The organism is Sphingomonas albertensis (genome assembly GCF_014358075.1).
Classification (GTDB): Bacteria; Pseudomonadota; Alphaproteobacteria; order Sphingomonadales; family Sphingomonadaceae; genus Sphingomonas; species Sphingomonas albertensis.
This window is the reverse complement of record NZ_JACONT010000030.1, coordinates 48734-55111: the sequence shown is the minus strand read 5'-3', so window position 1 is coordinate 55111 and position 6378 is coordinate 48734. Positions and strand designations below refer to the sequence as shown.

The window sequence follows — 6378 nt, the reverse complement described above, 5'->3', positions numbered from 1 at the left end:
GCCGCTGATGTGTCTGCCGATCCCCAACCAGCCGACCCACCCCCAACCCCTCCCTTTCAGGGAGGGGAGCAGGTTGTGATCCGCCTGACCTCTACCGATCCGGACGACCTCACCCTGCGCCAGGCGCGCGCGCTGGCGAGTGCCGACCGGGTCTATCACCGCCCCGACGTTCCCGCCGCGATCCTCGACCGTGCGCGCGCCGATGCCGCGCGGTTGTGCGAGCCGATGCCGAGCGATCCCGGCACCGGCCTGTCGGTCGATGTCGAGATGGCCCTGTGAGCGAGATGGTCCTGTGAGCGGGTTCGGCTTTCGCGTCACCGACGGCAAGGCCGCGCGGATCGACGTGAAGGAAGCGCTCGGCTGCACCGCGGACCTCGTCTGGGTGCATCTGTCGACGACCGCCGAGCACGCGCAGACGTGGCTCCGCGACGAGGCCAAGCTGCTCGACTATGTGGTCGACGCGCTGACTGCGACCGAAACGCGACCGCGCTGCGAAGCGGTCGGCGACGGTGCGTTCGTCAACTTGCGGGGGCGTTCGCACGAGGAACTCGACACCTCCGACATGCTCGCCTCGGTGCGGATCTGGGCGGTGAAGGGCTGGGTATTCTCGGTCACGCGGAAGCCGTTGATCGCGGTCGCCGAGGTCGAAAAGATGGTCGAACGCGGCGAGGTGCGCGATCCGGGGGACCTGATCGCCGCATTCGCGACCGCGATCACCGCCGATCTCGACCCTGACGTCGCGTCGCTTGGCGACCAGCTCGACGATTGCGAGGAACAGCTCGACGCCAACCGCGTGTTCGAACTGCGGCGCGCGGTCAGCAAGGTGCGGGTGGCGGCGATCGGCTACAAACGCTTCCTCAGCCCGCAACGTGCGGCGTTGGAGAAACTGGCGGCGTTACCCGGCGACTGGCTGGCGGATGACGACCGGCTGCATCTGGCGGCAGCGGCGGACCGTGCCGCGCGGATGGCGGAGGAACTCGAATCGATCCGCGAACGCGCCGCGCTGATCCACGAGACGCTGACCGACCTGCGCGCCGAACAGATCGACAACCGCTCGCTGATCATCTCGGTGGCGGCGCTGGTGTTCCTGCCGCTGACGTTTCTCACCGGGCTGTACGGCATGAACGTGAAGGGGCTGCCCTATGCCGAGGAGCCCTGGGCGTTCGACGCGATTGCCGGCGCCTGTGCGGTGATCGCGGCGGGCGTCGTGCTGTACTTTGCCGGACGCCACTGGTTCCGGCGGTAAAGGTCAGGCGGCGCTGGCGGTCCGCCAAGCCTGCGCGATCTCGTCGAGCATGTCCGCGGAATCGCTGAACGGCTTCGGATCATGGCCGAGCGAGGCGTTGATGACGGTTTTCCGCGCGCCGCCGTACAGGCGGGCGAGCGTCTCCGAGACCTGGCCGCCTTTTTCGAAGTCCAGACCGGCTTCGAGTGCGAACAGGATCGCGGTGGCGCGCGTGATCCGGTCGCTCTTCACGGAGAATTTGCGGTTCTCGCAGGCCCAGGCGGCGGCGCGCAGGGCAGCGACGAGTTCCTTGTAGAGCAGTTGGACGAGGGCAGGGCCATCCGCGGTGGCGGTACGGCCGACCGCGTCAATCTGGCGATAGGTCGCGAACGGATCGCGTGCGAGGGTACTGGCGTAGGTCACGAGCTCTTGTTCCAGGCTGCGATCTGGTTGGTGAGAAACGCCTGGGTCGATTTGTACGCGGACACGCGCGAGTTCATGCTCGCATATTGCTGCGTCAGGCGCGTGGTGAGCTGGGCGGACTGGTCGGTGACCTTGTCCTGCTGCTTGGCGAGGTCGGCTTCGGCGGCCGTATACCGCGCGGTCGACGCGCCGAGGCCGGTCAACGTGTTCGTCGCGCTGTTGGTGAGCGCGCTGAGCGTGCCGGACAGGCCGAGGACGTTGGTGGAGGACGGCGCGAACATCGATTCGATCGTGTCGGGATAGGCGGCGAGCTGCCGGTCGAGCAGCGTGGTATCGACGCGCAGCGTACCATCGGTGTTGGTCGCGACGCCGATCTCGGACAGGCTGCGCGGAATGCCCGCGGTCGCGCCGCCGACCAGCGGCTTCGACACCAGCGCCTTCAGCGAGCGGAGCAAGGCCGTCGCGGCCGGGTCGGCGCGGAGGTTGCCGGTGATCGGATCGGTCTGTTCGGTGATCGTCTTCAGCACCTCGTTGAAGGTCGTGACGACATCGTTGACCGCCTGGGTCAGCGCGTCGGTCGGCGTGCTGCTGGCGAGCGTGACGGGGACCGTGGACACCGCGTTGAGCTGCAGTTTGACGCCATCGACAAGGTCGCTGACCGTGTTGCTCGGTCGCTCGACTTCGATGCCGTCTACGGTGAGCAGCGCGTTCTGCGCAGTCGACACGAGGCTGGTCTGCGTCGCATCGCCGCCGATGTCGACCGCGCCGCTGGCACCGTCACCCTTCAAGGTGAACGCCTGTGCGGTGCCGGTGCCGCCCTTGACCGACAGATAGGCGCCGCCACTGGCGTCGGTGACGACGGAGGCGGTGACCCCGCTCTTCGACGCGTTGATGCCGGCGGCGATCGCGTCGATGCTGCCATCGCCGATATCGATCGCAATGCCTGCCCCGCCACCGATCGTCAGGGTCAGCGCGCCGGTCTCGAGCGAGGCGGCACGATCTGCGGCAAGGACCGCAGTCGTGGTGCGCGCGACCTGGGCGGTCGCCAGGCGCGTGACGGTGACGCTGGCCGACAGGTTCGACAGTTTTGCACCCGACAGCGCGGTCGCGGACAGGATGGTGCTGTTGGAACTGCTGGGCTGCGACTGCAGGCTGCCGCTCTTCACCAGATTGGCGAGCGCCGTGGAGAAGCCGGTCATCGTGCTCTTGAGCGTACTGACGCCCGAGATCTGCGCGGTGAGGGTGTCGGATTTCGCCTTCAGCGCGGCCGTGCGTGCCGCGAACTGCGCTTCGACCAGCGACGTGACCAAGGTGCCGGTGTCGACGCCCGAGCCCGCGTTCAGCCCGTTGAGCAGCGCTTGCGTTGCGGTGTTGACCGCACTTTGCGGGGTGGCCGCGGGTGTCGGCGTGGCCGTCGTGCTCGTCGTCGATGTTACCATGGCGAAATCCCTGCACGTGCGCGCTCGTCAGTAAGAACGGCCGGGCGGCCGCGATGTTTAGGCCTGTTTGATGCCATTTTCGTCGAATCGAGCGTCCTTCGGCACGGTGACGAACGGCTGGATCGGGGCCGCCGCGCCACCTGCGGCAACGTTCAGCCCGAAGACGAAGGCCAGCACCGTCGCGATCGCCATGTACAGGTCGTCGCGGACTTCCTGCCCCTCCTTGCTGGTGTAATAGACCGCGCGGGCGAGCATCGGATATTCGAGTACGGGCACGCGACCCTCAGCAGCCAGTTCGCGGATCGCCAGTGCGGTCGCGCCGCGCCCCTTGGCGACCACCACCGGCACCTGGTCCTTGCCGCGATCGTAGCGCAGCGCGACGGCGAAGTGCGTCGGGTTGGTCAGCACGACATGCGCCTCCGCGACCGATTTGCGCAGGCCGCCGCTCGCCATCGCGCGCATCTTGGCGCGCATCTGGCCCTTCGCCTCACCATTGCCCTCGGTCGACTTGTGCTCGTCCTTCACCTCCTGTTTCGACATCCGCATCTTGCCGAGCCGGCGGATGATCTGGATCGGCAGATCGATGCCCGCGATCGCGCACAGCCCGAACGCCATTGCGATCAGGATCGCCTTGAACGTGCCGCCGAGCGTCGACAGCGCCTGGTTCAGATCGGCGGACGAGGCGAGGCCCATCGTCGTGTGCGCGGCGTTCCACAGCATCCAGCCGCCGATCGTGCCGAGCAGGATGACCTTCAGCAGCGACTTGCCGAGCTCGATCCAGCCGTTCGATCCGAAGATGCGCTTCAACCCGGCGGCGGGATCGACGCGGCTGTATTTGGGCGCCATCAGCTTGCCGTTGAAGCCGAGCGCGCCGAGCCCGGCCTGACTCAGGATCGCGGCGGCGATGGTGACGACGAACAGGCTGATCAGCGACGGCGCGAGCTTGCCGCCGGCTTCCATCAGCGGTCGCCACGGCGAGAAATCCTCGACATCGGCGTGGGTGAATTGGAAGCTCGATGCCATCACCTGCTTGCAGGCGGTGATGAGGTGCGGGCCGGCGTAGATCAGCCAGCCGACACCCGCGACCATGCTCAGCGCGGTGGCGAAGTCGCGCGAGCGGAGGATGTCGCCTTTGTCGACCGCATCCTTCTTGCGCTTGGCGGTTGGGGATTCGGTTTTTTCACCGCTGTCCTCAGACATCAGCCGAGCACCAGGTTTTCGGTGGCGGACAGGCCTTCGCGGACGATGACGAGCATGTAGTCGCCCATCGTTGGGAACGCGATCGCCAGCGTGACGACGCCGACCGCGAGGCTGGCGGGGAGGCCGACCGCGAACAGGTTGAGCGCGGGCGCGGCGCGGCTCAGCATGCCGACGACGATGTTGAGGCACAGCAGCAGGAACCCGACCGGGAGTGCGAGCAGCAGGCCGGCGAGAAACGCATAGCCGCCGAAGAACGCGATCGCCTTCAGCCGCTCGATCCCGATCCACGCGGCGCCGGGCGGGAGCACGTCGTAGCTCCGGACGATCAGGTCGATCAGGATCAGGTGGCCGTCGACCGACAGGAACAGCAGCGTCAGCATGATCGAGAAGAACTGGCCGAGCGCGGGGCTCGATTTGCCGTTCTGCGGGTCGATCGAGGAGGCGAAGCCGAGCCCCATCGCGCCGCCGATGACTTCCGCCGCGATCATCGGCGCGGCGAACGAAATCTGCAGCACGAAGCCTAGCGCGAGGCCGACCAGCGCTTCGGCGGCGGCGGATAGGATGGTGGAGACGGCGAAAATCTGTTGCGGCGGGACGATCGGGTGCGCCGCGAGCACGAGGAACCCGATCGCGCCCGACAGTGTGACGCGCACGGTGACCGGGACCGAGACGTTGCCGAACACCGGCGCGGCGATGAACGTCGCACCGATCCGGATCATCACGAAGATCAGCGCCCAGAGCTGGGGCTCGATGCTGAGCCCAAAACCCAACATCTCAGTTGCCGTTCGTGCCGAGTAGGGACCGAGCGAAGTCGAGGGCCCGTATCGAGGTACCTGCCCCTCGATACGCCTTCTCGACGAGCTCGAAGTCTACTCGGGACGAACGGAAATTTTGGCTCATTTAACAAGATCCGGGATGCGCTCGAAGATCCCGATCGTGAAATCGCTCAACAAGCCCAGGATCAGGCTGCCGAAGATCAGGATCGACACCGCGACCACCACCAGCTTCGGCACGAACGACAGCGTCTGTTCGTTGATCGACGTCGCCGCCTGGATCATCCCGAGGATCAGCCCCGCGAGCAGCGCCGGGATCAGGATCGGCGCGCTGGCGAGCGCCAGCACCCACATCGTCTGGTTGGCGACGGTCAGGAAATATTGCGCGTCCATGCTCTCAGGTCGCGAACGAGTTGGCGAGGCTGCCCATCGTCAGCGCCCAGCCGTCGACCAGTACGAACAGCAGCAGCTTGAATGGCAGAGAGATGATCGTCGGGCTGAGCATCGCCATGCCGAGCGACATCAGCACGGTCGCGACGACCAGGTCGATGACGATGAACGGCAGGAAGATCAGGAAGCCGATCTGGAATGCGGTCTTCAGTTCGCTCGTGACGAACGCGGGGAGCAGCACCGAGAAGGGGATGTCGAGCGACGAGGCATAGGGGCCCGACTTCGCGATCTGCGCGAACATCGTGACGTCCTTCACGCGGGTCTGCTTCACCATGAACGCGTGCAGCGGGACGCCAGCGGTGGTGATCATCTGCGTGCCGGCGAGCTGCCCGGCGGCATAGGGCTGGATCGCGGTCGTGTTGATCTGGCTGATCGTCGGCGCCATGATGAAGAAGGACAGGAACAGCGACAGGCCGAGCAGCACCTGGTTCGGCGGCGTCTGCTGCAGCCCGAGCGCCTGGCGCAGGATCGCGAGCACGATGATGATCCGCGTGAAGCTGGTCATCATCAGCAGGATCCCCGGCAGGATCGTCAGCAGCCCCATGATGATGAGGACTTGCAGCGACAGCGACAGCGAGCCGCTCTGGCCGGTGTTGCCCGCAGCCTGGCCGCCAAGCTGTCCGAGCGCGCGATCGACCGCGTCGCCGACGGCCGGGTTGGTCGGGGCGGGGACGGCTTGTGCGAAGGCCGGCATCGCGAGGAAGAGGGCAAGCAAGAGGGCTAGGCCGATCCACACCAAGCTGTTTCCTCGCGAACGCGGGGATCCAGGGTTATGGAGGGCAACGGTCTTGGCTCCTGGATTCCCGCGTTCGCGGGAAAACGGGGAGCGCTTCGGCGCGGAAAACAGGGCAGGGCCCGAGCCTTTGCG

The 6378-nt window shown here is 66.6% G+C and carries 7 protein-coding genes and 1 pseudogene; 2 read left to right on the top strand and 6 right to left on the bottom strand.

The genetic code is table 11. From position 1 onward, the window contains the following. Together H8S47_RS13625 and H8S47_RS13620 are read left to right on the top strand one after the other, a co-directional pair. Positions 1-279, top strand: a pseudogene (locus H8S47_RS13625) (siroheme synthase); the annotation flags it as partial. A gap of 13 nt (positions 280-292) precedes the next feature. After that, positions 293-1246 carry a CorA family divalent cation transporter gene (locus H8S47_RS13620; RefSeq protein WP_187504383.1) on the top strand — a complete coding sequence of 318 codons (954 nt, stop codon included), beginning with the start codon at positions 293-295 and terminating at the stop codon, positions 1244-1246. A gap of 3 nt (positions 1247-1249) precedes the next feature. On the opposite strand, the gene H8S47_RS13615 is transcribed toward H8S47_RS13620, so the two are convergent. From H8S47_RS13615 to fliP, 6 genes are all read right to left on the bottom strand, one after another. After that, positions 1250-1648: a flagellar export chaperone FliS gene (locus tag H8S47_RS13615; RefSeq protein WP_187504382.1), complete on the bottom strand. Its 399-nt coding sequence runs from the start codon at positions 1646-1648 to the stop codon at positions 1250-1252. Then, a complete protein-coding gene (fliD, locus tag H8S47_RS13610) occupies positions 1645-3087 on the bottom strand; it encodes a flagellar filament capping protein FliD (RefSeq protein WP_187504381.1) in 1443 nt (480 codons plus the stop codon). The genes H8S47_RS13615 and fliD overlap by 4 nt, the downstream gene beginning before the upstream one ends. Positions 3088-3144: 57 nt before the next feature. Beyond that, positions 3145-4287 (bottom strand): flagellar type III secretion system protein FlhB, encoded by a 1143-nt coding sequence (gene flhB, locus H8S47_RS13605; protein WP_187504380.1) that lies wholly within the window; start codon positions 4285-4287, stop codon positions 3145-3147. Continuing rightward, on the bottom strand, positions 4287-5060 hold the full coding sequence (gene fliR, locus H8S47_RS13600; protein WP_187504379.1) for a flagellar biosynthetic protein FliR: 774 nt from the start codon (positions 5058-5060) through the stop codon (positions 4287-4289). The genes flhB and fliR overlap by 1 nt, the downstream gene beginning before the upstream one ends. A 123-nt stretch (positions 5061-5183) precedes the next feature. After that, complete coding sequence (fliQ, locus tag H8S47_RS13595) at positions 5184-5453, bottom strand: flagellar biosynthesis protein FliQ (protein WP_055874447.1); 270 nt, start codon at positions 5451-5453, stop codon at positions 5184-5186. A 4-nt stretch (positions 5454-5457) separates the two neighbouring features. Continuing rightward, entirely contained in the window at positions 5458-6249 is a 792-nt protein-coding gene (gene fliP / locus H8S47_RS13590; RefSeq protein WP_398456247.1) for a flagellar type III secretion system pore protein FliP, read from the bottom strand. Positions 6250-6378: the final 129 nt, after the last annotated feature.

Excerpts from the sequence above, each read along its gene's own strand:
- fliR (WP_187504379.1), bottom strand. The coding sequence starts at position 5,060 with ATGTTGGGTTTTGGGCTCAGCATCGAGCCCCAGCTCTGGGCGCTGATC.
- flhB (WP_187504380.1), bottom strand. The coding sequence starts at position 4,287 with ATGTCTGAGGACAGCGGTGAAAAAACCGAATCCCCAACCGCCAAGCGC.
- fliQ (WP_055874447.1), bottom strand. The coding sequence starts at position 5,453 with ATGGACGCGCAATATTTCCTGACCGTCGCCAACCAGACGATGTGGGTG.
- fliD (WP_187504381.1), bottom strand. The coding sequence starts at position 3,087 with ATGGTAACATCGACGACGAGCACGACGGCCACGCCGACACCCGCGGCC.